Source organism: Streptomyces sp. NPDC054834, from assembly GCF_053611185.1.
Genome location: NZ_JBSGZV010000059.1, coordinates 1 through 24,301, shown reverse-complemented (window position 1 = coordinate 24,301; position 24,301 = coordinate 1). Strand labels below are relative to the sequence as shown.

Annotated in this window: 23 protein-coding genes and 1 pseudogene; 17 read left to right on the top strand and 7 right to left on the bottom strand. The window is 67.5% G+C overall.

Annotation, left to right across the window (positions count from 1 at the left end; genetic code table 11):
* Positions 1-13: 13 nt before the first annotated feature.
* Positions 14-1,798 carry a sigma-54-dependent Fis family transcriptional regulator gene (locus ACWGJM_RS43280; protein WP_453417267.1) on the bottom strand — a complete coding sequence of 595 codons (1,785 nt, stop codon included), beginning with the start codon at positions 1,796-1,798 and terminating at the stop codon, positions 14-16.
* Between the two features lie 183 nt (positions 1,799-1,981).
* Between ACWGJM_RS43280 and ACWGJM_RS43275 the strand changes: the two genes are divergently transcribed.
* From ACWGJM_RS43275 to ACWGJM_RS43245, 7 genes are all read left to right on the top strand, one after another.
* Positions 1,982-3,007, top strand: a complete 1,026-nt coding sequence (locus tag ACWGJM_RS43275; RefSeq protein WP_453417266.1) for an NAD(P)-dependent alcohol dehydrogenase — start codon at positions 1,982-1,984, stop codon at positions 3,005-3,007.
* Between the two features lie 18 nt (positions 3,008-3,025).
* Positions 3,026-4,627: an extracellular solute-binding protein gene (locus ACWGJM_RS43270; protein ID WP_453417265.1), complete on the top strand. Its 1,602-nt coding sequence runs from the start codon at positions 3,026-3,028 to the stop codon at positions 4,625-4,627.
* 81 nt (positions 4,628-4,708) lie between these two features.
* Positions 4,709-5,587, top strand: a complete 879-nt coding sequence (locus ACWGJM_RS43265) for a carbohydrate ABC transporter permease (protein WP_453417264.1) — start codon at positions 4,709-4,711, stop codon at positions 5,585-5,587.
* Positions 5,584-6,429, top strand: coding sequence for a carbohydrate ABC transporter permease (locus ACWGJM_RS43260; RefSeq protein ID WP_453417263.1), 846 nt, complete (start codon positions 5,584-5,586; stop codon positions 6,427-6,429). The genes ACWGJM_RS43265 and ACWGJM_RS43260 overlap by 4 nt, the downstream gene beginning before the upstream one ends.
* Positions 6,426-7,514: an ABC transporter ATP-binding protein gene (locus ACWGJM_RS43255; protein WP_453417262.1), complete on the top strand. Its 1,089-nt coding sequence runs from the start codon at positions 6,426-6,428 to the stop codon at positions 7,512-7,514. Before ACWGJM_RS43260 ends, ACWGJM_RS43255 begins: the two co-directional genes overlap by 4 nt.
* A gap of 1 nt (position 7,515) precedes the next feature.
* Complete coding sequence (locus ACWGJM_RS43250) at positions 7,516-8,595, top strand: ABC transporter ATP-binding protein (protein ID WP_453417261.1); 1,080 nt, start codon at positions 7,516-7,518, stop codon at positions 8,593-8,595.
* A 216-nt stretch (positions 8,596-8,811) separates the two neighbouring features.
* On the top strand, positions 8,812-9,144 hold the full coding sequence (locus ACWGJM_RS43245) for a putative quinol monooxygenase (protein WP_453417260.1): 333 nt from the start codon (positions 8,812-8,814) through the stop codon (positions 9,142-9,144).
* Here the strand turns inward: ACWGJM_RS43245 and ACWGJM_RS43240 are convergent.
* Positions 9,141-9,374 (bottom strand): hypothetical protein, encoded by a 234-nt coding sequence (locus ACWGJM_RS43240; protein ID WP_453417259.1) that lies wholly within the window; start codon positions 9,372-9,374, stop codon positions 9,141-9,143. The two genes, ACWGJM_RS43245 and ACWGJM_RS43240, sit on opposite strands and share 4 nt — an antisense overlap.
* A gap of 396 nt (positions 9,375-9,770) precedes the next feature.
* Between ACWGJM_RS43240 and ACWGJM_RS43235 the strand changes: the two genes are divergently transcribed.
* The gene (locus ACWGJM_RS43235) at positions 9,771-10,235 is read left to right on the top strand and encodes a hypothetical protein (RefSeq protein ID WP_453417258.1); all 465 of its coding nucleotides are present in this window, start codon (positions 9,771-9,773) and stop codon (positions 10,233-10,235) included.
* Between the two features lie 292 nt (positions 10,236-10,527).
* Here ACWGJM_RS43235 and ACWGJM_RS43230 read toward each other — a convergent pair whose 3' ends face one another.
* Positions 10,528-10,665 carry a DUF3761 domain-containing protein gene (locus tag ACWGJM_RS43230; protein ID WP_453417257.1) on the bottom strand — a complete coding sequence of 46 codons (138 nt, stop codon included), beginning with the start codon at positions 10,663-10,665 and terminating at the stop codon, positions 10,528-10,530.
* A 386-nt stretch (positions 10,666-11,051) separates the two neighbouring features.
* On the opposite strand from ACWGJM_RS43230, the gene ACWGJM_RS43225 reads away from it, so the two are divergent.
* Both ACWGJM_RS43225 and ACWGJM_RS43220 read left to right on the top strand, forming a co-directional pair.
* Positions 11,052-11,666 (top strand): SUKH-4 family immunity protein, encoded by a 615-nt coding sequence (locus ACWGJM_RS43225; protein WP_453417256.1) that lies wholly within the window; start codon positions 11,052-11,054, stop codon positions 11,664-11,666.
* Positions 11,667-12,114: 448 nt separating this feature from the next.
* Positions 12,115-12,483: a hypothetical protein gene (locus ACWGJM_RS43220; protein WP_453417255.1), complete on the top strand. Its 369-nt coding sequence runs from the start codon at positions 12,115-12,117 to the stop codon at positions 12,481-12,483.
* A gap of 743 nt (positions 12,484-13,226) precedes the next feature.
* Here ACWGJM_RS43220 and ACWGJM_RS43215 read toward each other — a convergent pair.
* Positions 13,227-13,469, bottom strand: coding sequence for a HEAT repeat domain-containing protein (locus ACWGJM_RS43215; RefSeq protein ID WP_453417254.1), 243 nt, complete (start codon positions 13,467-13,469; stop codon positions 13,227-13,229).
* Positions 13,470-13,588: 119 nt separating this feature from the next.
* Between ACWGJM_RS43215 and ACWGJM_RS43210 the strand changes: the two genes are divergently transcribed.
* On the top strand, positions 13,589-14,458 hold the full coding sequence (locus tag ACWGJM_RS43210) for an SGNH/GDSL hydrolase family protein (RefSeq protein WP_453417253.1): 870 nt from the start codon (positions 13,589-13,591) through the stop codon (positions 14,456-14,458).
* Between the two features lie 357 nt (positions 14,459-14,815).
* Here ACWGJM_RS43210 and ACWGJM_RS43205 read toward each other — a convergent pair whose 3' ends face one another.
* Positions 14,816-15,331, bottom strand: coding sequence for a hypothetical protein (locus ACWGJM_RS43205; RefSeq protein ID WP_453417252.1), 516 nt, complete (start codon positions 15,329-15,331; stop codon positions 14,816-14,818).
* Entirely contained in the window at positions 15,328-15,612 is a 285-nt protein-coding gene (locus tag ACWGJM_RS43200) for a hypothetical protein (protein WP_453417251.1), read from the bottom strand. The genes ACWGJM_RS43205 and ACWGJM_RS43200 overlap by 4 nt, the downstream gene beginning before the upstream one ends.
* Before the next feature lie 768 nt (positions 15,613-16,380).
* Here ACWGJM_RS43200 and ACWGJM_RS43195 point away from each other — a divergent pair.
* The 3 genes from ACWGJM_RS43195 to ACWGJM_RS43185 all read left to right on the top strand — a co-directional run bounded on the left by ACWGJM_RS43195 (position 16,381) and on the right by ACWGJM_RS43185 (position 19,421).
* Positions 16,381-17,214, top strand: coding sequence for a PIG-L family deacetylase (locus tag ACWGJM_RS43195; RefSeq protein WP_453417250.1), 834 nt, complete (start codon positions 16,381-16,383; stop codon positions 17,212-17,214).
* Between the two features lie 439 nt (positions 17,215-17,653).
* Complete coding sequence (locus ACWGJM_RS43190; protein WP_453417249.1) at positions 17,654-18,202, top strand: hypothetical protein; 549 nt, start codon at positions 17,654-17,656, stop codon at positions 18,200-18,202.
* 637 nt (positions 18,203-18,839) lie between these two features.
* Positions 18,840-19,421 carry a phosphotransferase gene (locus ACWGJM_RS43185; RefSeq protein ID WP_453417248.1) on the top strand — a complete coding sequence of 194 codons (582 nt, stop codon included), beginning with the start codon at positions 18,840-18,842 and terminating at the stop codon, positions 19,419-19,421.
* A gap of 144 nt (positions 19,422-19,565) precedes the next feature.
* On the opposite strand, the gene ACWGJM_RS43180 is transcribed toward ACWGJM_RS43185, so the two are convergent.
* Positions 19,566-19,724 carry a hypothetical protein gene (locus ACWGJM_RS43180; RefSeq protein WP_453417247.1) on the bottom strand — a complete coding sequence of 53 codons (159 nt, stop codon included), beginning with the start codon at positions 19,722-19,724 and terminating at the stop codon, positions 19,566-19,568.
* A gap of 169 nt (positions 19,725-19,893) precedes the next feature.
* On the opposite strand from ACWGJM_RS43180, the pseudogene ACWGJM_RS43175 reads away from it, so the two are divergent.
* The 3 genes and pseudogenes from ACWGJM_RS43175 to ACWGJM_RS43165 form a co-directional block, all read left to right on the top strand.
* Positions 19,894-20,190: pseudogene (locus ACWGJM_RS43175) on the top strand (lamin tail domain-containing protein); the annotation flags it as partial.
* Positions 20,191-21,186: 996 nt separating this feature from the next.
* Entirely contained in the window at positions 21,187-21,525 is a 339-nt protein-coding gene (locus tag ACWGJM_RS43170; protein ID WP_453417246.1) for a CU044_2847 family protein, read from the top strand.
* 16 nt (positions 21,526-21,541) lie between these two features.
* A complete protein-coding gene (locus ACWGJM_RS43165) occupies positions 21,542-24,208 on the top strand; it encodes an nSTAND1 domain-containing NTPase (RefSeq protein WP_453417245.1) in 2,667 nt (888 codons plus the stop codon).
* Positions 24,209-24,301 lie beyond the last annotated feature (93 nt).

Sequence of the window (24,301 nt, the reverse complement as noted above, 5' to 3'; positions counted from 1 at the left end):
CAGGAGCGGCCCCTCACGTCAGGTTCGACGGGACGATCCCGTATCGGCGCATCTTGCGGTACATCGTGGCACGGGAGATCCCGAGGTCCTGCGCGGTGCGCTGGACGTTGGAGTCGCGGTCCATCAACCCACGCAGAATGGCGTCGCGCTCCAGCGCCTCGATGGTCGTGAGGACCTTGTTCGACGACACCCGGCATTCCGGCGGCAGGTCCTCCACGTGGATCATCCGGCCCGAAGGCCGCCGAGCCAGGCCCCGGATCACCGACTCCAGCTGTCGGACGTTCTCCGGCCAGGGGCATCGCTGGAGCATGGTCAGCGCATCCGGGGAGAACCTGCTCTCACCGCTCGGCCGGTACTTGCGCAGGAAGAACCGCGCGAGGTGTTCGGTGTCCCCATAGCGGTGACGCAGGGCGGGCACCTCCACCGAGGCGCCGCAGAGCTGGTCGAGCTCGTCGTCGGCGCTGACCATCGACGGCTGGCTAGTCATGACCAGTTGCCCGGTCGCCCTGCCCTCCAGCCGCACCAGCAGGTCCGTCAGCCGCTGCCGCAGCTGGTCGCCCAACAGGTGGACATCGCTCAGGAGGACCACGTTGGACGGCACGACAAGCAGCTCTCGGATGTCGTGCAGCCAGCGCTCGGTGACGGCCGGTGAGCCCGACAGCGGTGCTTCCGGCGCCTTCAGTCGACGTCCGGTGCCGTGGGCCCGGTGCAGGGCCTCGGCCAGTGTCCTCTTGCCGACGCCGACTTCACCCAAGAGATGAAGCCATGTGCCGGTCGCGAACGCTGCTTCGCTGTCGGCGATTGCGCGCAGCCAGTGCGGGGCCGAGCCCACCAGTCCCAGGTTGGAGCGGGCGGGTGCGGCGGAGACAGCGGGTGTGGGCTGGGGCCGTCCGATCAGCCGGACCCGGAAGACGGCGCCCGCGTCACTGTCCTCGCGCCGACAGCGACTGACCCTGAGTTCGGCGACCCGTCCCGATGGCAGGGCGATGCTGCGGGTCCCCTCCAGCCGGGGATGGTCGGCGATCTCACGGGCGTGGTCGAGAAGCGCGTAGTGATCGGGCCCGGTCACGGCGGCACTGAGCTGCTCGTTCATCATGATGACATCGCGGTTGAGGGCCAGCACGGGTCCCGGGCGCGCCGAGGAGCACGCTTCCATGTAGTCCTGGAAGAGAGCCCGCTCGCGCCGCGAGGTGATCGCCGCGACCTCGGCCTCGATCTGGGCCGCGACCGAGCGGGCGAAGGCCATCAGCATGCCGTCGGAGCCCTGACGGATGGTGGTGAGGTTGAACGCTCCCAGCAGGGTGCGCCGGGTGGGATGCAGGATCGGTACGGCCGCGCAGTGGAACTCGCGCAGCTCTTCGACGTAGTGCTCCCTTCCGGCGATCATGACCGGGCGGCCGCTGGCCAGCGCGGTGCCAATGCCGTTGGTGCCCACGTAGCGCTCGGCGAACACATGGCCGGGGGCCAGACGCACGCGGTTGAGATGCGTCGTCAGACCCTCGTGGGACACCTTCCGGGACAGCACGACGCCGTTCCGGTCTGTGATCATCGTGGATACCGGGTCGTCGGCGAGCTGCTCGTGCAGCGAGTCCAGGATGGGCAGCGCCGCCCTGGCCAGGGGGCTGTCCAGATTGGGGTTGTCCAGGTAAGGGGCGTCAAGGCTGCCCGACTTCACCTTGTACTCGATCGAGCGTTGCCATGAGGCGACCACGAGCGGACGGGCACTCGGATCGTTGGTGACTTCCAGGTAGAGCTCTCTGGCTGCTCTCAGTGAGTTCCCGGGTCGGTGTCGGGGCATTTAACACTCCCGTACGGCGCGCGTCATGTTTCTCGCTGCAGTGATTGGAACAGCTCAGCGGCGTCGCGCCTACGGCGTGTATCACATTGAGACATCCGTGGACGGATTCTGAGACATCGACCTGCGAGCGGCGGCCTGTGTAATCGGCGCACCACCCCACCCGCCGACTCGCAGGGAGCCGCTATGAAAGCCGTGCAGGTCATCGAGTACGACGAGCCACCCGTGCTCGTGGACGTGCCGGACCCGCAGATCACCGGTCCGCTGGATGTGATCGTGAAGATCGGGGGCGCCGGGGTCTGCCGGACCGATCTGCACATCCTCGAAGGACAGTGGAAGGACAAGAGCGGGGTCGCCCTCCCGTACACGATCGGTCACGAGAACGCCGGCTGGGTCGCGGAGGTCGGGCAGGCCGTCACCAACGTCAAGGTCGGTGACCCGGTCATCCTGCACCCGCTGGTGACCTGCGGTCTGTGCCGCGCCTGCCGGGCCGGCGACGACGTGCACTGCATGAACTCGGCCTTCCCCGGCATTGACGCCGACGGTGGCTACGCCGAGTACCTGAAGACCACCGCCCGCTCGGTCGTGCCCCTCGACCCGTCCCTGGAGCCGGCTTCGGTGGCGGCCCTGGCCGACGCCGGGCTCACGGCGTACCACGCCGTCGCCAAGGCGGCCCGGGTGCTGCGCCCCGGTGACACGGCGGTGGTCGTCGGCGCCGGCGGACTCGGACACATCGGCATACAGGTGCTGCGGGCCCTGTCGCCGGTCGAGATGATCGTCATCGACCGCAGCCCGGAGGCCCTGGCTCTGGCCAAGGAACTGGGCGCTGACCACACCCTCGTCGCTGACGGAAGCGAAGCCGACCGCGTACGGGACCTCACCGGCGGCCACGGGGCGGAGGCGGTCCTGGACTTCGTCGGCGAAGGGGGTGCCGTCGAGACGGGCGTGGCCTGCCTGCGCCGCAACGGCAGCTACTACGTCATCGGCTATGGCGGTCACCTCCACGTGCCGACGATCGATGTCATCTCCACGGAGATCAACTTCATCGGCAACCTCGTAGGGTCCTACAACGACCTCTCCGAGCTGATGGTCCTGGCGGCCCGCGGCAAGGTAACCCTGCACACCCAGCGGTACCCCCTCGCCTCCTTCAGGCAAGCCCTCGACGACCTGGACACCGGCGCCGTACGCGGCCGAGCGATCTTGATCCCCTGACACCGCAGGAGAAGCCCCATGCGCAGCAGACCGTACACGGCCCTGGTCGCCTTCGCCGCCGTCGCGGCCCTGACCGCCACCGCGTGCACCGCCCAGAACCAGGCACAGCAAAAGCCCAAGGACAAGGCCGCCCTCTTCAAGCCCGGCTCGGAGATCAGCTACAAGAAGTACGGCAAGGACTACCCGGCGACGAAGGTCAAGGACGTCCCCGGACCCTGCAGCTACGAGTCGATCAGCCGCAAGGACTACTCCGGACAGACACTGAAGATCATCAGCCACGCCGTTCCCGTCATCGGCGAGCCGACCCAGCTTCACGCCAAGCAGTTCGAGGACATCACCGGCGGAAAGGTCGAGGTGGTCAACGTCCCCTTCGGCGAGCTGCACCAGAAGATCCTCACGCCCCTCCAGGCGGGCCAGCCGGCGTACGACGTCATGTTCTACCCGTCCCTGTGGATCGGCGACATGGCCCCGTATCTGGCCCCGGTGCCGAAGACGTACCTGAACAGCCCCGGCATGAAGGACGTCACCAAGGCCTACATGGACGTGGCGACCTGGAACGGGAAGGTCGTGCAGTACCCGGTGGACGGTGACCGGCACTACCTCAAGGTCCGCACCGACGTACTGAAGGATCGCGAGCGGCAGGCGGAGTACAAGAAGGCCACGGGCAAGGACCTTCAGGTCCCCAGGACGTGGGCCGAGTACCAGGAGATAGCCAAGTTCTTCAGCGGCAAGGACCTCGACGGCGACGGCAAGGCCAACTACGGCAGCGCCGAGGTGACCAAGCGCGACGACCTGACCTTCTCCGCGTTCATCAGCCGGGCGGCGCCGTACGTGAAGAACCCCGACGTCAAGGGCGGAGTCTTCTTCGACGTCAAGACCATGAAGCCGCTGATCAACACGCCGGGTTTCGTCCGCGCCCTGGACGACATGGTGAAGGCCAGGTCGACCTGGGCACCCGGCGGCGCCAACTTCGGCCTGGGAGACGAGATCTTCTCCTTCGGAGGCGGCCAGACGCTGCTGTCCTACTCCTGGGACGACGCCTTCATCCAGGCCCAGCAGCCGGACAGCAGGATCCGCAACAAGGTCGAGGCGGCGCCGCTGCCGGGCTCGACCGAGGTCTACAACCGCACAACGAAGTCGTGGGACAAGAAGGCGAACCAGGCTCCCTACTTCACGTGGGGATGGACCTCGGCGGTGGCCAAGGCCTCGCGCCACCAGCAGATGGCCTTCGACTATCTGTGCTTCTTCAGCAACGAGGCCAACACCGCCCTCGACCTGACCATCGGTCGATTCGGTGTCAACCCCTACCGCAACGCCCACTTCGACCCGGCGTTCTGGGAGAAGCAGGGCTGGGACAAGAACGTCGCCGAGTCGTACGTGGACACGCTCTCCGGCATGGAGAAGAGCACCAACCGAGTCTTCGACCTGCGCGTCCCCGGTGTCAACCAGTACATGTCCGCGCTGGCCAACGGTGTCGCCGCGGCTCTGGCGGGACAGAGCTCCCCGCAGCAGGCACTGGACGACGTGGCAAAGGAATGGTCCAAGATCACGGACCAGATCGGCAAGGACAAGGTCCAGAGCGCCTATCGCAACGTGGTCGCGCTCGAGGACAACTCCTGATCCGACCGCAGGACGCCTCGGGTGGTCGGACCGGACCGGCCGGCCACCCGGGGGCGCCCGCCCCCTTCCGCAAGGAGAACCATGGACGGCCTGCGCCGGCACAAGAGCATGTTCCTGCTGCCCGGACTGCTCACCCTCTTTCTGATCATCATCTTCCCGCTTCTGTTCACCATCCGCGTCAGCTTCTCCGGCTGGAACGTCAGCAACCCTCGGATGAACTTCATCGGAGGCGCCAACTACACGGCGATGCTGCACGACAGCCGCTTCTGGGCCTCCATCACCCGGCTGATCCTGCTGGCGGGCGGCACGGTCCTGATCCAGTACGTCATCGGGTTCGGTATGGCCCTGCTGGTCTGGCGCGAGACACGCGGCCGCAGATTCTGGCGGGTGCTCTTTCTCGTCCCCATGATGACCACCCCCGTGGTGATGGCCGCCATCTGGCAGACGATCTTCCATGAGTCGCTGGGGCCGGCGAACGATCTGCTGGGCATGCTGGGCCTGACGAAAATTCCCTGGCTCACCGAGTCCGGTCCGGCACTGGTCGCGCTGATGACCGTCGAGGTCTGGCAGTGGACCCCCTTCATGTTCCTGTTGCTGCTGGCCGGCCTGCTCAGCCTTCCCAAGGAACCGTTCATGGCCGCCGCGATCGACGGCGCCAGCACCTGGCGCACCTTCTGGAAGGTGACCTTCCCACTGATGGCACCAGTCTCGGTCGCGGCGGTCATCATCCGGCTGATCGAGGCGTCCAAGCTCTCCGACAGCGTCTACGTACTGACGTCCGGCGGGCCGGGGTCCTCCACGGAGACCCCGGGTTACTACCTCTACATCCAGGGGCTCCGCGATCAGCAGACCGGCTACGGCGGGGCGATGTCCCTGACCTACCTCGTCCTGATGATCGTCACTCTCACGGTCGTCGCCGCCCTGCTCACCAGGGCCTTCAAGCTGAAGGGGGACTCATGAGGTCGCGCCTTTATCCCGTGTTCAAGTACACCGTGATCGCCCTGTGGGCCTGCTTCGTCGCGGGACCGTTCTTCTGGGCGATGACGACCAGCTTCAAGAACGCCAACGCCGTCCAGGGCGGCCCCACCTACATCCCGTGGGTGCAGTACAAGCCCACCCTCACCGGCTGGCGCGACATCTTCGGCGGAGCCGGCGGTATCGATGTGATCGATCCCTTCGTCAACAGCGCGATCATCACCATCACCGCGTCCGCCATCAGCCTGGCTCTGGGGTCCCTGGCCGCCTACGCGCTGTCCCGGTACCGGTTCAAGCTGGGTTTCATCAAGAACAGCGACATCGTCTTCTTCTTCGTCTCCCAACGGATCATGCCGCCCGTCGTCCTGGTGATCCCCTTCTTCTACCTCCTGCAGTGGGGTGGCCTCCTGGACAGCATCCCGGGCCTGGTCATCGTGACGGTCGCGCTGCTGCTGCCGATCGCGGTCTGGGTGATGGTGGACTTCTTCAACGGCATCCCCAGGGAGATCGACGAGATGGCGATGCTGGACGGCTGCCCCCCGTTCCAGACCTTCGCACGGGCGATCCTGCCGAACTCCCTGCCCGGGCTGACCGTGGCGGCGATGTTCTGCGCCGTGTTCGGCTGGAACGACTTCTTCTTCGCCTTCCGGCTGACCTTCACCGAGGTCCAGACCCTGCCCCAGGCGGTCGTCGCCCTCAACTCCTCCATTCCACCGTGGTGGACGCTGTCCGCCGCCGCGCTCTTCGGCGTGGCACCGCTGATTCTGCTCGCCCTCTGGGTGGAGCGCCTACTGTCCAAGGGGAACCTGTCGGGAGCGGTCCGATGAACCTCAGCGCCACTGATCTGTGCCTGACCGTCGACGGCGCCGACCACCTCAGGAACGTGACCGCCACCTTCCAGCCGGGACGGCTCCACACCGTCATCGGCCGGACGATGGCCGGGAAGACGACGCTGCTGCGGGCCCTGGCCGGCCTGCAGAAAGTGGACTCCGGCTCGCTGACCCGGGCGGGAGCCGACTTCCTGAAGACGCCGGTGTGGCGGCGCGACACCGCCATGGTCTACCAGCAGTTCATCAACTACCCGCATCTCAATGTCTTCGACAACGTGGCCTTCCCGCTGAAGCGGGCCAAGCTGTCACGGGACGAGATCCAGCGACGGGTCCGGCAGAGCCTGGCGAGCGTGGGGCTTGCGGACTTCGAGAAGCGCAAGCCCTCCCAGCTCTCCGGCGGCCAGCAGCAGCGCGTCGCGATGGCTCGCGCCCTGGCCCGCGGTACTGGCATCCTCCTGCTCGACGAGCCACTGGCGAACCTGGACTACAAGTTGCGCGAACAGCTGCGCGACGAGTTCAAGGCCCTCTTCTCGGACCAGGGCGACACGATCGTCATCTACACGACCACCGAACCCGCCGAGGCGATGATGCTCGGGGACGTGGTCCTGGTCATGCACGAGGGGCGGATCCTCCAGACCGGCACCCCGCAGGAGGTCTTCGAACGCCCGGCGACCACCACGGTGGCGTCCATCATCAACGACCCACCCATGAACATCTTCCCGGGTCGGGTCGAGGGCGGCCAGGTCACGGTGGCCGGCTTCCAGGCCACGCACGTCTCCGCGCACCTGGCCGACCTGCCCGACGCCGCCTACCAGTTCGGCCTGCGCGCCACCGATGTCGGCCTGGCTCCCAGCGGGGTCGAGGGCGAGGTCACCTTCGTCGAGATCTCCGGCTCCGAGACCTTCGTCCATGTGGTCGTCGGCGAGACTCCCTTCGTCGTACAGATCGAGGGCATCCACGATGTCGCCCTGGGCGACCTGGTCAGACTTCGGCTCCGTCCCGACCGGCTGTTCGCCTTCGACGAGCAGGGGACGCTCGTGCGCACACCTTCATACGATCTCGCTTCAGTGGAAGGGCGTTGACATGGCGCAGTTGGACATCGTCGACGTCGGGCACGCGTACGCGCCGGGTGCCGAGGAGGAGCGGTGGGCTCTCAAGCCACTGAACCTGGCCTTCGAGTCCGGCAAGACCTATGCGTTGGTCGGGCCCTCGGGCTGCGGCAAGACGACGCTGCTGAACATCCTGTCCGGCCTGGTCGGACCATCCCGGGGACGGGTGCTGTTCGACGGCGTCGACGTCACCGCCCTGCCCACGAAGGCGCGCAACATCGCCCAGGTCTTCCAGTTCCCCGTCATCTACAAGTCGATGACGGTGTACGACAACCTCGCCTTCCCGCTGCAGTGCCGGCGCTGGGACAAGGCGAGGATCGACGCCAAGGTCCTGCAGGTCGCCGAGGCCCTGGACCAGCAGGACCGGCTGGGGCAGCCCGCTCGCGGGCTCACCGCCGACGACAAGCAGCTGATCTCACTCGGCCGCGGCCTGGTCCGTGACGACGTGGCGGCCGTTCTGATGGACGAGCCGCTCACCGTGATCGACCCGCAGCTGAAGCACTCGCTGCGGCGCAAGATCCGAGAGATCACCGAGCAGTTCCGGCCCACGGTGATCTACGTGACGCACGACCAGTACGAGGCGATGAGCTTCGCGCAGGAACTGCTCGTCATGAAGGACGGCCGCGCCGTGCAGCAAGGCACCCCTGAGCAGCTGTTCGAGGCGCCCTCCTCCACCTACGTCGGCTACTTCATCGGCTCACCGGCGATGAACTTCCTGACCGTGGACCGGAACGACGGGCCCTTCGCGCTGGGCGGCCAACCGCTGTCCGCCGCCTGGGACATCCCCCGGAGCACGACCGAGGTCCAGGTCGGCGTCCGACCCGAATACGTCAAGATCGTCACGGACGCCGGCCCCAACACCTTCCCCGGCCGGCTGCGGGGCGTCAGCGACCACGGCGTGCAGCGCGTGCTCGAGGTCGAGGTCGCCGGGCAGCTCGTCAGGGCAAAGACCCCGCGGGAGGAGGGAGTACCGGCCGGCGAGGAGGTCCTCGTGCACCTGCCGCGCGCCAAGGTCCTTCCGTACGCGGACGGCAAGTTGGTACTCCGGCCATAACGATCATCCGCCATTACCGCGACGCCTTCGGTGTCGTGGAGTCCGCAAGCCGGCACCGGCAAGCCGAGCTCGTACGATCGTGTCGCCATGAGTCCTGACGGCGCGGCGGGAACGGCGGCAAAGCCCGCCTCCCTTTGGATCGGCTCGTCGTCCTGCCGGTGCCGTACACAACGCCTGTTTTCACGCAGGACACACAGACATCAGCGAAGGAATCCCGTGATCTTCATTACCGCCAAGTTCCGAGTCCGTCCCGAGCACGCCGACTGCTGGTCCGAGATCACCGCCGACTTCACCCGGGCGACGCGCGCCGAGCCCGGCTGCCTGTGGTTCGACTGGTCCCGTAGCGTGGCGGACCCGACGGAGTACGTCCTGGTCGAGGCCTTCCGCGACGACGAGGCCGGGGTCGCGCATGTGCAGTCAGCGCACTTCAAGGCCGCGCAGCAGACGCTGCCGCCCCATCTGGTAGAGACGCCGCGCATCGTGAACGCGACGGTTCCGCAGGACGACTGGTCGCTCCTCGGGGAGATGGCGGTCCCAGGACAGGATTAGCTCCCTGTCCAAGGGTCAGCGAGTGCGCTCACGGTATGACCGCCCCGGCTCCCGCTCCGTGCGCTGCGGTCGCGGGGGCACGGCAGGGCGAGTGCGGTCATGCCGAGGGCAAGGCCGAGCAGATTGCCGGCGATGTCCTGGGCGTCGGCGGCGCGCAGCAGCCACGGCACGGCGTACTGAGCGGCCTCGATCCCCAACGGCAGCGCGGCGGCCCCCACGGCCGTCCGCACGGCACGTTTCCTCGGGCGGATCCGGGCGATGGCACCCCCAGTGGGACGAACAGCGCGAGATGTTCTCGTCCCAGACGCGCTCCAGCAGTGTCTTCGCCGAGACCGGCGCACCGGCCGCGCGGAGCAGCTGGCAGCGTAGCTCCAGGACCTGGTCAACCAGATCGGGCTACTTGATGATGGTGTCGGTGACGCATGCTCTCTCTCAGCACCACCGAGGAAGTCTCAGCGTCTCTGGGCCATCAGCCCCGACTGTCTCAGAACGACTGAGGCAGCATCGGCCGCTTGGCTGGCGTCGTCGGGGAGAGCCGGAGGATGACCATCAGGGTGGTTACGACTGGTTTGTAATTACCGGACGTCGATGGGTAGTTGGCCGCTAATGCACCCTACCGTTATGAGATGACCTGGATACCCCTACTTGCCACACTTGCCGGTGCCGTGATCGCCATGGGATCAGCACTGCTGGTAGAGCGCCGGAAGACTCAGCGAGAGGCGGCAGCTGAGTGGCGCAGAACGCGACAGGAGCTCTATGCGAAGTTCCTCGCAGCTCATGCCCAGGCTGGCAGCGATCTGCGGAATATTGCCGCCACACGCGGCCTTGATGCGGGCGAGCGATACCGGCAGACACGTGCGGCCTACACGCATTGCTACGCCTCTCGCCACGAGTTGGAGCTTCTCGCTCCGCATACCGTTGTCGCTCCGGCTGAGGAGTGTAGTCGCGCAGTCCGAATGATGCGTGACGCCGTAAGCGCTGGGGCACGTCTCGACAGCGACCAGTTCGAGGAGCTGACGCGCAAGTACCTGGACCTGCGTTTGCAGACCCGAGACGCCATGCGTTCAGACATCTGGATTGACAACGGTTGACGGTGTCGGTCTCACGGAGACAAGAAGGGGCCTGGCCTGGACGCGGCGGCGAGCACTGAATATGCCCCGCCGGAGAGGGAGGGAGAGGTACCGCAGGCAGACTGAGACGCTACCGATCCCGCGGTCTCAGTTAAATCTGCGGTACCGCAGATTGCAGGTCCGCGATGCCCAGGATTGCTTGACGCGTGAGCAGCCCATGCGCCGCTGAAGGCCGACGAGCCCCGGCATGGATCCGTCCACAATGTGCCGCGATGGGCGTGCCCAGGAGGCGACTCGCGTTGCGGGGGATGGTCTACTTGAACCAGTGGCGGACGCCGTGGTGGTGGGAGCAGGTGCCCTGCGAGTGCCGCGAGTACGACAGGGAGGCGTCCTTGCACTTCGCGGTCTCGTACTTGTCCGCGGGCTTCTTGTGGTGCGTCCAGCCGCACACCCCGGTGGGTGTGATGGACGCAGTGGTGCGCGGTGTTGGTCGACGGCAGCGTCGCCGCGGAAGCGGACGGCGCGCTGAAGAAGGCGCCGGCGACAGCAACGGCGCAGGCAGCAAGACGAGTACGCAAAGGATCCCCCCTTTTGAAGCTGAGCAAGTGCAGCGGGAGCCTGTAGCGCTCTCCCCTGCCTCCTCGGGTGACTTTGCACCTCTTTACCCTGGGTTCGGGCCGATGCGCCCGTTCGGGCGCCCGCCAAAGCACGAGGGAGGGATAGGGGAGGCGGCGCGCTCCTGAGCTCTTCCGGCAGAGAGGCGGCGAAGATGTGACCGCTTCGGTCCATTGAAAGTCCTACGGCGCCCGTGTCGCCGCCGAGTTCGGAGTTCCGCCAGTGCTTTTCGACATCACCCGCAGCGCCCTCGTCGGCTTGTTCGGCGAGGACCGGCTCGCGAACCTGCCCGCCACCGCCTTCCCGCCCACCGCAGCGGACACCGAGGGCGCCCGTCTCCTCCAGACCGTCGGCGTCCCCACCGGGACGCTTCTGCTGCGTCAGCCCGACGAGAACGACGGCCTGTTGCCCCTCGTCCAGGACGTCGTCGACGTCGAGGACTTCGAGGACGCCTCGGAGGACGCGGGCGAATGGCCCGTCATCGGCTGGCTGCTCAACGCCCACCTCGCCCTCGACCCCGGGTCCGGCAAGGTGCACGCCTTCGGCGCCGACGAGGGGACCGTGCAGGAACTCCACACAGACGTCTCCTCCCTCGTCCAGGTCGCCCTCCACTTCCAGCGCCTGCTCGAAGAGTTCACCTTCAGCGACGACGGCGATGAAGAAGCCGGCTTCGAGCGCCTGGAGCGCGAGGTCGAACGTATCCGTCAGGAGACGAGCAGTTTGGATCCGCTCCCTTTCCAGGACGAGGAAACCGTCTGGTCGGTGGTCGGCGAGGAGATCGCCATGGGTCAGCGCTTCAAGGGCAACAGCCCGAGAGCACGCCGGCTCTGCGGGTGATCGCCGACCGAAGTCGCCCACGCGCCGCGCGGACCGCACAGTGCGCGGGCCGCCTTCCCGTGGGCCGGTCTCCGCATTGGCCCGCGCCAACCGGAGACTCCCAGCAGTCAACGAACCGGTCTGGCCATCAGTAACAGCGTCTTCAGAGGGAGGCGGACCACCGACCGCGACTGAGTGCCTGACGCTGTCGGGGATCTTGATTGTCGTGCTCTTCCAGACTCCGCTGGCAGACGGATCCGCTGCTGCATGCGAACCCGCTGACGTCACGGTGACCACGCAGAACTCGGCCCTGTTCTCGATCTTGTGAACACGGACGGCTCCCCTGGGCAGCGATACGGCGAACTGCTCCCTGTCTGTACGTGCCCTGCGAGGAGTGGAAAGTTCGAGGGCCGGCGGAAGACGGCTGCACCAGCCTCAGACCTTCGATTCGCTGGAGAGAGGCTCGACCATGACCTCGTACCACGGCATGCTGTGGGTTCGTTGCACGCTCTTGGGCCGTGTCCTGCTGCCGCTGGTGGATCAGGAGCCATGGCTCAGGTTCGTCGCCGCGAGCACCTGCAGGGCGGGGCAACGACAGCTGATCGAGGTCTTCGTGGCTCTGGCCGCCCATGCTGTTGCGGTGGACGCTTCCGTGTCCCCCGCACAGTTCGATGCTCTGCCCCTCAGCGCCGTGGCCGAAGCGGCGATCGGCAAGCAGGATTTCGAACTGCTTGCCGGACTACCGGGCACCTTCGCCGACGACCGCGACGAACTGGCCGTCGAGGTCTTCCGCCTGTACACCTACCGGGGCAGTACAGCCTTCAGCTCATCCGACTGAGCACGTGTACCATGCACTGGTCATCCTCGCCGAACGCTCGTCGGCGCCATCCCTCACGTGCAGGGACGTCTTCCGCTGGGCCTCCGAGATCGACCTGCCGGGTCATCATGAACACCAGGCAAGCTGAGGCCGCACTCCCCGCCGTCATGGTGGTCTGGCGGCCGTCAGTTCCGGCCGGATCCACGGCAAGGTGATGAGCATCCTAGAGACTGATCAAGTCAGCCTGCGGGGGTAGGTGGCGAGACGCCAAGTCTTGGCCGCGGGATGTGTTGCCTGCCATCGGTCGGCAGCGCCGGACTGCGGACAGGTGGATCTTGCTGGTCGGCCCGGCGTGGGACCGCGCGAGCAGGGCGGCCTTCAGCGGGGCCGCGCGGCGGTCCGCCACAGGACAGAAAGTCGGGTGCGGTTGCCGCACCCTGTGCGTTCTCTGCCAGCCCGGCAGGACGGCCCGCGACTCCCGTACGGCGCGTTCGTGGTGGTGCTGGCCTCGTAGGGGTCCAGGGCGCGGCGGCGGGCCAGGCTGGCGCGGTAGGCGGTGGACGCGGCCGGTCAGAACGGCACCACGGTTCCGACCGGGGCGCATCTACCTCATGCACGGCACTACGCGCCGGCGCCCGCGATGGTTCTGCGATCTGGCCGTCTTCACTCGACCGGGTGCGGGTCGCTGGCGCGGCGGTCATGGGGGCGGTGCCGACCGCGCTGAGGAGAGCGGAGAGGTTAGGACGCGGCGTCTTCGACTGTTGTCAGCTGCGGGGCGTCGCGCGGTTCGCTTCGCCCAGGTGGCCAGTGTTTCTTTCCGGCTGCCGCAGTGCGGTCAGGACCGCCGGGTGGACGTCGGGACCGGCCCGGTCGGTCAGGTCGGACGCGGCGGCCCGGCGGATGCCGGGATTGCCGTCTTTCAGCGCCACCAGCAAGGCCTTGGTGGCCGCCTCGTCCGGGTAGCCGCCGAGGATTTCCACGGCGCCGTGGCGGGTCAGGTACGGCATCCGTCATCCGCGGCCGTCACTTCCGCCGATGCCGCGGTCCGCCGTGCGGCGGCACGCCTGCTCGGACATGCTCATAGCAAGGCAGGACCACGACTCGCACGTCCCCATCGGAGGCGTTCTTGAAGACAACCCTGCGCGTAGCTCTGGCCACTGTTCTGTCCGCTGGTGCGGCAACGGCCACGGCACCTGTCACGGCCACGTCGGCCGCGGCCGAACCATTGCGGTACGTCGCGCTCGGTGATTCCTTCGCGGCGGCACCGCTGGTGCCGCCCGTCGACCCGGCTAATCCGGCGTGCCTGCGTTCCCTGGCCGACTATCCGCACATCGCGGCCCAGGCCCTCGCCGCGAAGCTCACCGACGTCAGCTGCTCCGGCGCCACCGTCGAGCATCTGAGCACCACGCAGCACCCGGGGACGGCACCCCAGTACGACGCACTGACGCCGGACACCGACATCGTCAGCGTCACCATCGGCGGCAACGACACAGGCCTCTTCAGCGAAGTGCTGGGCTGCGTCAACATCCTGCCTCAGCCACACGGCACCAGCTGCGCGGAAGAGAACACCGCCGGCGGCACCGACAAGGTCAGGGCCCGCATCGACGCCTGGGCCCCGGCCGTCACCGCCGTCCTGGACGAAATCGCCCGGCGGGCTCCGCACGCGGAGGTCTTCGTCGTCGGCTACGGCAACTACCTCCCCACCGACGGCTGCTATCCCGCCCAGCCCTTCTGGAAGCAGGACGCCACCTACATCCAAAGCGCGGTCAACCACCTCAGCGCCGTACTGAAGCAGGCGGCCGAAGAACAAGGCGCCGCCTTCGTCGACACCTACACCCTCGGCACCGGTCACGATATCTGCGCCGCCCCCGCCGACCGCTATATCGAGGGCATGGTCCCCACTCGTGCGGCCGCGCCTCTTCATCCCAACGCACTAGGAGCACGAGCCATCGGCGATGCCCTCGCTGGGGCCGTCCGGGCGACGTCGGCAGGGTGACGAGCACCGCCCGTCTCACCTCGGATTTCCGCGAGTGATGGCCTATGCGCTTTCTCGTCCCGCCCGACTGCTGGGCGGAGCCGGCGATGTGATACACACAGTGCCCCGAGTTGCCGGCTCCTCCACGTTCCTTATGGCTGATCGTGCCTCCAGCCAAGTCGCGGAGGCGTGGCGGCGGGGCACCGGCCCGGGGGTGGCCGGGGGAGGGGGGAGCTCCCGCAAGGGTGCGGGGGCGCAGGTGCCGGTGGGGTGCTGGGGCGTGGCTCGGGGCGGTGATCTGACCGGAATGGGTGCCTCGGTAACTGCGAGCGCCTTTCTGGCTGGCAGCGGTTGGTGCCCGGCAGCCGCGGAACTGGGTCACGCGTTCCTGGCGCGCTGCAGGATCGTGCGTACGTCCTCCTGGAACCGTAGGCGTCGTACGAGCAAACGCCGGTAGCTGACCGGGAACGAGAATGTGGATCGGACTCCCGTGCGGTGTTCGACATCGACCATCACCGCCGTGTCCAGCCTGGGAAGCTGCCCGACCAGGAGCGGCAGGACCCAACCCCACGTGCGCGAGTCGATCGCGTTCCCATAGATCAGAGCGGCGCACTGGTTGGTTCCCAGCTTTTCCCGCAGGGCGCCGGCAAAAGAGCGGGCGGATCGTGGACCGTCCCAGTCGACGTGCTTGCTCAGTTCGCCGGAGTCCATCTGCACCACGACGTCATCGTCGCCGTCATGGAGTGTGATCCACTGCAGCCGGACGCCCCTGCGACGGGTCCATGCTCTGGGGGCGACCCGCACGACCGCCTCGAGAATGCGGATGTAGTCCGCGCGCACGTGAGCTGGAAGAGAGCTGAGTTCGGCCAGGATTGCCTCGCCCTGCGCTGTCATGAACGCCCCCCCGACGTGGTGTGATCTTGGCTGGCCGCAGGGTAACGCAGCCCGGTCCCGGCAGCGCATCGTGAGGAATGCGTAAGACGATCTAACCGGCAGTCATCCGGGTAGGGTCTGATCCCGTAGACCGAAGCTCCCGCGCAGTAGCCCGACGGGCTCTCCCACACCTTGGCAAACACGGTCTGCGTGAGCAGGAAGTCGGCCGGGGAGGGGATGCAGCGGGCGAACGTCGGCAGGTCCGCCACGGTGATGTCCTTGATCAGGTCCTGGACAGTCACCTGCAGGGCCTCCTTGCACGAAGCGGATCTGGCAGGTGGCGGACGGGGCGATCGCGGGGACGGCGACCAGGAGCTTCGCGGTGATCACCGAGCCGTGCCCCAGCAGCGCGGCCGGGGCCTTCGCCTGCGACGGCGTGAACAGCACCCCGCGTAGACGAAGCGGGCCAGGTTCTGTCGGCCGTCCGTAGCACCGGTCTGGCAGAGGCCGTACAGGCCAGAAGCGGTGACCTTGCCGACCACGGATGCCGGAGAGGAACCGCGAGTAGGGGATGTCCGTGTTGGTCGATGGCAGGTGGTGAGTGCCGGAGGCGAAGGTGTACATGTCGACAGTGGGGGAGTCGACCGCATCGGTGCCGTGCAGGCTGGCAAGCAGGCGATGATGCCAGCCCATTACGGGCCTGTCTACCTGGGCGGCTGAGTCAGTCGGGCTTCCCCGTCAGCTTGTGGCCCGGGTGCCCCCGGGCCGGGCTGCAGGGATGGTGTGGTGCTCGTTGGTGATGAACCTGCCGCGGTGGGCATCGCTCTAACTTTCGTTCGCGGTGATCTCGACTGACCAGCGTTGAAACGCCAACGCCTGGAAAACCAAACGGCCGCGCCGGGAACAGCGGGTCCGGTCGGCACGGTTGCATCGACCGAGGGACCGGCGCCGCACGGGCGGGGAACACGGGGACCACGAGGTCGTCCGCCCCGCCAGGATCCGGGCCCCAGGATCGCGGGACGCCCGTCGCGCACTCGGACCTAGAGGTATTTCTGCAGGAGGACTGTTTCATGACTGACCGGCCCTTGACGCTCATGGCAGTACACGCCCACCCCGACGACGAGGCCACCGGAACCGGAGGGGTCCTCGCGCGGTACGCGGCGGAGGGCATCCGCACGGTTCTCGTGACGTGTACCGACGGCGGTTGCGGTGACGGACCGGGGGGTGTCAAGCCGGGCGATCCCGGGCACGATCCGGCGGCGGTCGCCTTGATGCGCCGTCAAGAACTTGAGGCGAGCTGTGCCGTCCTGAAGGTCAGCGATCTGGAGATGCTGGGCTATGCCGACTCCGGGATGACGGGCTGGCCGAGCAACGACGCCCCCGGATCCTTCTGGCAGACCCCCGTGCAGGAAGGCGCGGCCCGACTCGCGGAGCTCATGCGGCACTACCGACCTGATGTGGTCGTCACCTACGACGAGAACGGCTTCTACGGCCACCCCGACCACATCCAGGCCCACCGCATCACGATGGCGGCGCTGGAGATGACCGCGCTGACACCGAAGGTGTACTGGACGACGATGCCTCGCTCGATGATGCAGCGGTTCGGCGAGATCATGCGCGAGTTTCATGAGGACATGCCGGAGCCGGATCCTGCCGAGGCCGCCGCGATGGCCGAGATCGGCCTCCCCGACGATGAGATCACCACGTGGGTGGACACCACCGCGTTCAGCGGTCAGAAGTTCGACGCGTTGGCCGCGCACGCCAGTCAGGGCGAGAACATCTTCTTCCTCAAGATGGGCAAGGAGAGGTTCGGCGAGTTGATGGGCATGGAGACCTTCGTACGTGTCCAGGACGCCACCGGCGCGGCCATACCCGAGAACGATCTCTTCGCCGGACTACGCTGATCCGCCCGTCCGACCGGGTCGGGAAAGCGCATCGACCGCACGGCGCGATCGAGCGGGTCACACCCCCGGAGGCTTGTCCACGCGAGTTCCGCTTCGGCAGCCCGCGTCCAGACTCTCGCCGGCGGCGTCGACGCGTGTCCGTACTTCCGGCCCGACACCGCGCTCGTCCTCTCCCACCTGGCAACCACACAGGTGGGAGACCTGCGGGCTGCTGACTCGGAAGGTGCGCGACGACCCAGGTCACAAGCCCGGCGGTCTGCTCCGATCAAGACAGACCGCCGAGGAAGCGACACGAAGTTGAGGCTCCGATGTCCGACACGCCGTGACAAGCAGTTACGGGACGGCGAGGTAGGAGCCGAGGGAGTAGCGCCCCCGCATACAAGATCCAATCGCGGGCCGGGCAGTTTATGATCTGCGGCCTGTTCGAGGAGGAGGTCGTATGGCGTTTCAGGAGCATGTGGAACGGATCGTCGGCGAGGTCGTCGGAGGGTTTCCGGCGGACGGCGGGATCTACGCGGTGACGTTCCGGATCGACAGCGTCGATCAGGATCCGCGGTTTCCGTATGTGGCGATCGGCTACACGACCGAGGCTGACGCTGCGGAATCGGCAAAGGAGACGGGAGACGCCTGGGAGGCGCGCTGGAGTTACGCGTTCTTTCCGAAGACGGGGCTTGAAGGGGTGAGGGCTGTCGGGCGTGATCCGGACGGTGCAGAGTCGCACCGGCGGGAGGCGCAGTCTCGGGGGCTTTGGTACGAGGACAACGATGCGCCGGACGATCGCCCTGAGCGGCTGGTCGAGTGGTTCTATGACGTGTGCGTCGGGGCGGCTCGGCACCTGCACGACAGCGGCCGGATCGTGGAGGTGCTGGGACGGCCGGTCCCGGTGATCCTGTACGACATGTTCGACCCGGACGTGATGTTTGGGCTGACCGCGGATGCCAATCCGGGGGAGCTGGTCACGGAATTCATGGCCGAGGAGCCGGGCTAGACGGCGCGGGGGGCGTCGGTGCGGGTGTCTCCTATGGTGACGATGACGGGCTTCGGCTCGCCTCAGGACTTGGTGAACGTATCGGCCGGGCTGCGTTCCCGCGATGCCGTAGCGGCGGTCGATGGTGAGTCGAGCGGGGCGGGGCTGTCGGCCTGTCTCTCGGCGGGCAAGAGCCCCCTTCGGGTGAGGCTTTGGCGGACCGTCATGTCACTGGCGCTGACAGCGGTGGTGAGTTGTTTTTGCAGCTGTGCGGGGACGGTGCCTGCTCCGAGGGCGCAGGCATGGACCAGTGCGCGACAGTGAGCCTCCGCCAACTTGAAGCCGCTGGTCAGCGGGCTGGTGTGACCGGTTTTCGGGGTGCTCACGCTGGTCGTGGACGACTGTCTGCGGAGTAGATCATCTGGCGGAGTTGTGCCGGGGCGGATCAAGCGTCAGGACAAGTCAATGGCAGTTCGAGGTAACGATCGGGCAGGGTGGACGGATGCCTGAGTCGCCCTTGCCTGGAGGTTTCGTCAATGCGGTCGTTCGTGTCGGGGACACGGTGCGCCGTCCAGCCTCGGCTCGCACGAGGTTCGTGGGTGATCTGCTGAGGTTGCTTCAAGCCCGTGGCTGGAGTGGTGCTCCGCGGTATCTCGGTGTGGACGACGAGGGCCGTGAAGTCCTCAGTTACCTCGAGGGGCATGTGGCGTGGGAGCCGCGTCAACCTGCTGCCGTCTCATCCGACGAGAGTCTGGCGACGGTCGTCCGGCTCGTGCGTGAGTTCCACGACCTGACTGCGGGCACCCCGCTGGCCGGTGACCAAGAGGTCGTGTGCCACAACGACCTGTCGCCGAAGAACACGGTCTATCAGCTGTGCGGGGGAGAGCTTCGACCAGCGGCATTCATCGACTGGGACCTTGCGGCGCCGGGCGCGCGGATCCATGACATCGCTCATGTCTGCTGGCAGTACGTCGATCTGGGTGCTTCGGTCACCGATGTCGAGGAGGCTGCCCGGCGGTTGAAACTGATCGTTGACAGCTACGAGTTGGCGGACCGGCAACGTCTCCTGTCCACGATCTTGCGGTGGCAGGACCGGTGTTGGCGGGGCATCGAGTCCCAGGCTGATGCCGGTGACGTCGCCATGGCCCGGCTCCGTGACGCAGGGGCGGTGAGGCACGTTCGGGCGGCCTATCAGTGGGTTTCCGATCATCGGGGTGCACTGGAACGCTCAGTGCGGTGAGCGCGTGAGTAACGGTCGCGGTCGGTTCGCTGGTTCCTTCCCGTGGCGGTCGGACGGCCTTCTACGATCCGACGCATGCTGGATCCCGAACCGCTGGAACGGATCACCGGGCGTCGTGCGGAACTGGACGAACTCGAAGAGCAGCTAGCCAAGCAGTTGGCGGAGGTGCGGGCCGAGCGGGACGAGTTCGCCATCGCCGAACGTGTCCTTGACCGCGTGAGTGAGCAGCTCGCCGACGAGCGCGCCTCGGCTGCCCCGGCGCCGGGGCAGGTGGGCGGTCGGGCGGTGATGCTGATCCCGCACCGCACGCCGGATGCGGAGGAGACCGTGCCCCGTCGGACTATCAGCGCATCCTCGCTGCCGTGCGCCAGGCCGCCGGACCGGTCATGGCCCGCGAGGTCGGCGAGGTGGTGGGGGTGGATATCAGCGTGCGATCCAAACTGGAACCGTCTCCCCGTACGTGACCTCGCGGTCCAACAACTCCCGTCGGGACGTGAACCTGGAGGGGTGGACGCTGGCGGACGAGGACGGCCACACCTACACCTTCCACCACTACCGGCTGGAAGGCCGCTCCACCGTCCGCATCCACACCGGCCAGGGCCACGACAGTCACAGCGACCTGTACCAGGACCGCCGCCAGTACGTGTGGAACAACGACCACGACACCGCCACGCTGCGCAACGACCGCGACCGCTTCGTCGACGACTACTCCTGGGGCCGCGACCACCGCGACCACCGCGGCGGCGACCACCGCAGCGCCCGCCACTGACCCACACCCTCCGGTGCGCCGGCGACCACCGACCCCGGGACACGGACGGCGGCGCTCTACGGGACCAGAGCACCTGCATGTGCCTGGGCCCACTGCCGCTCCCGCCCTGCTGCCCACCACCGTCACCGCGCCCGAACACGCTCCACCAGCGGTTGTCCCAGCAGATCCGCCACGCGATCCGGGCGGCCATGACCGACCCCGCGCTGCGGGCCTCATCGGCCAGGAAGCGGTAGCCGAACTCCGGGTCGTCACGGTGGGCATCGAACAACGCGCTCGCGCGAAGGGCCTCCTCCAGCACGGCATCGGCCACCGGCCGGTCGAGCCAGCGGTAGTAGGGCTGTCTGGCGAGCTTGAGGACTCGGCACGTGACCGTGACTGGATACCCGTCCGTGGCCAGCTCCTTCACGAGCGGGTAGATCCTTTTCCCGGCAGATTCGCCTGCGAAAGGTAGGCCGCGGCCCGGCAGCAGGACCTCGTTCTCCTGCTCCAGCACCTTGATCCGCCGACGGGCCTCCCGCAGTTCCGCGTTCTCTTGCCTGGTCGTTCCGGGTTTCATCCCGTCGTCGATGTCCGCGCGGCGCATCCACTTCGACAGCGTCATCACATGGACACCGAAGTCTGCAGCAACCTGCTCCAGCGTCACACCCGGGCCGCGGTTCCTCGCAATCCGCACGACATCCTCGCGGATCGGCACAACGCCATCGTTCCCACCCGCCTCACAGGGCAAGCCAGTTCAGATGTCACCGGATCGTGCATCAGACCCTCCCGTCTTCCAGCCGCTCTAACTGATCTGCATGAAGCCCGGCCACCGGCCGCGGCTGATCAGGTCTACAAGCGGTCGTCGCTGGCTCGCTCTGTGGTGCCAAGGTGGCAGCTGATGACCAACTCCCCAGCGGAATGCCGGTTTGGTGCCACATGCTGCCCGGTCGTCGATACCCTGACTTCGCTTTGTTCGCTGCGTAATTGCATGGATACAGCTGGTGGGGCGGGGTTGCGATGACAGAACTTGCACGTGTTCCGATCGAGGGTGGCGGCAAGATCCTCTTCGAGGTGGCGCGGCAGCCGTCGGACGAAGGCCCAGTGAAGGCCGGGAGGATCGGGGACGCCGTCCGCGACTTGCCGCAGACCCTGCAGCAAGTGATGGAGCCCGTGCGCGATGCGGCTGCTGCGGTACTGAACCAGTTGCGGCAGGCCGGTCCGGACGAGGTAGAGGTGGAATTCGGTGTGGACCTCTCGGGACAGGCGGGCGCTGTCATCGTCAAAAGCGAATCCGCCGTTCACTTCAAGGTGAGGGTGCTGTGGCAGCGTCCGGAACCCGCCGGGAACACCGCCTGAGACCCGGGCTAAGAACATGGCTGCCTTGAACGAGTCGGGGTCAGGCGAGACAGGCCTCGGCGGACCGGAATATAGCGGCCCCGAAGCCGCCGGGCCGGAGAGCACCGATCCACCGGGAGACGACGGAGCAGCGAGCTCCGGCAAGGGCGGTTTGGCCTCCTCCATCGCCCGCATCGAGACACAGGACGGCCGCACCGCCGGCACTGGGTTTATCGTCGCGCCAGGCGTTCTGCTCACCTGCGCCCATGTGGTGGCCCTGGCTGGAGAAGGCCCTGGCGGCAGAGTCTGGCTGGTCTTTCCGCACCTTCCAGGTACACCGCGTACAACGGCCCGAGTCATGCCCGAGGGATGGCGGGCCGCTGATTCCGAGGACATCGCGGTCCTGCGGCTGGACAAGGACCCCCCGGCCGGCGTCCGGCCGGTGAGGCTGGGGTCCGCGGCCGGATCTCGCGGGCACCGGGTCCGTTCCTTCGGCTTCCCCGCTCAGGCTCCGCGTGGCGGGCACTTCGGTTACGGGCGGGCCGGGGATCTTCTGCCCGCCGAGTCGGGGCCGGAGGCCGTACTGCAGCTGACCGACGCCAACGACCTGACGACCGGCTTCAGCGGCGGGCCGCTCCTGGACGATGTCACCGGCCTAGTGATCGGGATGGTCACCTCGATCACCCATCCAGACAAGCAGAGCCGAGGCCTGAACATCGCCTACGCCACGCCAACGCACGTGCTGCGCACCGTCCGGCCGGAGCTCGCGGAGCACGACCGCTGTCCCTACCGCGCCCTCGAACCGTTCACTGAGCAGCACGTTGCCTGGTTCCACGGACGGCAGGCCGCTGTGGCGGAGAGCCTGGCCCAGCTCCGCAGGCACCAGCAGGTGCTGTTGCTGTTGGGGCCCTCCGGGTCCGGCAAGACGTCGCTCGTCCGGGCAGGGCTGCTGCCCGCTCTGGCAGACGGCGGGCTGCCCGGCAGTGACCGGTGGGTGCCACTGCTGGCCCGGCCCGGTAGGCACCTGGCAGCTGAGCTGGAACAGACCGGGCTGCCCGGGGCGACGGCCGACGGCATCCTGCCCGCGGTACGGCGCTGGTCGGCGGCCGGGCCCGGCGGCCGACGGCCGATCGTCGTCATCGACCAGTTTGAGGAGCTCCTCACCGACTCCGGGGAACAGGCGGACACGCACCTCGCTGCCGCCGAAGAACACCTGGTGGAGCTGATCCGCTCACGGGCGGCGGCAATCGTGATCCTCGTCATGCGCGACGACTTCTACCCCTTGCTGGCCGCCCGGACCCCGGCGCTGCTGAAGGAGGCCACGCCCGGGCTGTTCAACGTGCCCGCCGCACTGGGCATACCGGACCTGCACGCCATCGTTGCCGAACCGGCCCGGGCGGTCGGGCTACACGTCGAGGACGGCCTCGCGGAGCGTATCGTGGCCGGCGTTTTGGCAGCCGATCCTGCCGCGGCCACCACCCGCCAGGCCCCCATCACCCTCCTGCCTTTACTCCAGCTGACGCTCAGCCAGCTGTGGGAACGCCGCCACGACGGCCGGCTAACGCACCGCGCGTACGACAGAATCGGTGGCGTCACTGGATCCCTCACCACCTGGTGCGACACGGCACTGAACCGCCTGCCCGCCGCGGACCACTCCATCGCCCAGCGCCTTCTCACCGCACTCGTACGTCCGGCCGACGCCACCAACGCCGTCCCCGCAACACGCCGGCAGGTGCTCCTCACCGATCTGCGTGAGCTGGCCGGGGGCGCCCCCGCGCCCGGCCCCGGCAGCGACGGGGACTTCGACCGGGTGCTCGCAGCCCTGACCCACCGGCGTATCGTGACGACCAGGACCATGCCGCAGACCGACGGCACGCCGGGCCCGGCGACCGCCGAGCTCATGCACGAAGCCCTCATCCGCGAGTGGGGCGACCTGCGGCGCTGGGTCGCCGCCGATCACCGGTTCCAAAACTGGCTGGACCGTGCCGGCAAGCAGTACGCGCGGTACACGGAAAGTTCCGATCCCGGCGACTTGCTCGACGGCAGTGACCTGGCCGAAGGCATCGACTGGGCGAAAGAGCGCGGCCTGCCGAGCGCTGTCTCCTCCTTCCTCGCCCGCAGCCGCCGGCATCAGCAGGCCGAACTGCGCCGGACACACCGGGTGAACGTCGCCCTGTCCTGCCTTCTGGGACTTGCCCTCATCGCCGTCGGCGTCGCCTTTTGGCAACGGAAGGCAGCCATCACAGCCCAGCGGGTCGCCCAATCGCAGGAGATGGCGGCGCAGTACGCCGCGATCAAGAACAGCGACCCCGACGTCGCGGCACTGCTTGCGGTCCAGGCGTACCGCGTGAGCCCGACCGAGGAAGCGGTCTCCGTACTCCATGCTGCTGCCGCCAACCCGCTGCGGAGCGTCCTAACCGGCCACAGTGCGCCGGTGTTTACAGCCGCTTTCAGCCCGGACGGGACCACCGTCGCCACTGGTGGTATGGACGGCAGAATCCGGCTGTGGAGCGCCTCGGACGGCACACCGCACAGGACGCTCGTCAGCCGAGCGAAGTTCGTCGTCTCGGTGGCCTTCAGCCCGGACGGCAGGACGCTTGCCTCGGCCGGCGATGACGGAGTGGTACGTCTGTGGGATAGACGCACGGGTGACTTGCGTGCATCCCTGACGGGCCACACCGGAGGCGCGCTATCGGTGGCTTAGGGGTCCTTGCAGAATGATCCTCTTGTGGCACGGTGGAGGTGCATGTGATTCCGTGTTTTGTGGGGTGTGACCATGGCGCGGCGAAAGCCGTGG